Source organism: Kineococcus gypseus, from assembly GCF_050871305.1.
GTDB classification, from domain to species: domain Bacteria; phylum Actinomycetota; class Actinomycetes; order Actinomycetales; family Kineococcaceae; genus Kineococcus; species Kineococcus gypseus.
The window spans coordinates 1-1022 of record NZ_JBJLRD010000117.1; the positions used below are offsets into that span (position 1 = coordinate 1).

Genomic DNA, 1022 nt, shown 5'->3' on the forward strand with positions numbered 1-1022 from the left:
GGGATCCGCTCGGACGTGGTCGCGGCGCTGCGGGCGCTTCAGATCCCGAACCTGCGCTGGCCGGGGGGCTGCTTCGCGGACACCTACCACTGGCGGGACGGCATCGGCCCGCGCGAGCAGCGGCCCACGATGGTCAACAGCCACTGGGGTGACGTGGTGGAGGACAACGCCTTCGGCACGCACGAGTTCATGGCGCTGTGCGAGCTGCTGGGGGCCGAGGCGTACGTCTCGGCCAACGTGGGCTCGGGCAGCGTGCGCGAGGCGGCGGAGTGGATCGAGTACCTCACCCGCGCCGACGACTCGCCGATGGCGCGCCTGCGCCGGGCCAACGGGCGGGATCAGCCGTGGTCGGTGCCGTTCTGGGGGCTGGGCAACGAGCCGTGGGGCTGCGGGGGCGGGATGAGCGCGTCCGGGTACGCGCAGCTGGCGCGGCAGTTCGGCACGTACGCCCTGGACCAGGGCGGCAACGCGCTGTACCGCATCGCGGCCGGGGCGGCGGATGCGGACTACCGCTGGACGGAGGTGCTGATGCAGAACCTGGGCCGGCACCTGGGCTCGGGCCCGGTGAGCGGGCACGGGACGAACACGTACCAGGCGATCTCCTTCCACCACTACACGGTGGTGGGCACCGACTGGGAGCACAAGGGCTCGGCCACCGACTTCGACACCGACGGCTACTACGCCACGATGCTCGAGGCGCGGAAGATCGAGGCGATCTTGGCCGGGCACGCGGCGGTGATGGACGCCTACGACCCGCAGGGGCACGTGGGCCTGGTGCTGGATGAGTGGGGCACCTGGTTCGACGTCGAGCCGGGCACGAACCCCGGCTTCCTCTTCCAGCAGAACACGGTGCGCGATGCGCTGGTGGCCGCGGTGCACTTCGACGCCTTCCACGCGCACGCGGACCGGCTGGTGATGGCGAACATCGCGCAGACGGTCAACGTGCTGCAGGCGATGCTGCTGACCGATGGGCAGGCGCTGGTGCTGACCCCGAGCTACCACGTGTTCGAGATGAACAAGGG

Annotated in this window: 1 protein-coding gene; it reads left to right on the top strand. The window is 70.8% G+C overall.

All coding sequences use genetic code 11. The features are described 5' to 3' along the window. Window positions 1-1022: alpha-N-arabinofuranosidase (locus ACRYMN_RS20850; RefSeq protein WP_432499337.1), on the top strand; the 1022-nt coding region annotated here is incomplete at both ends.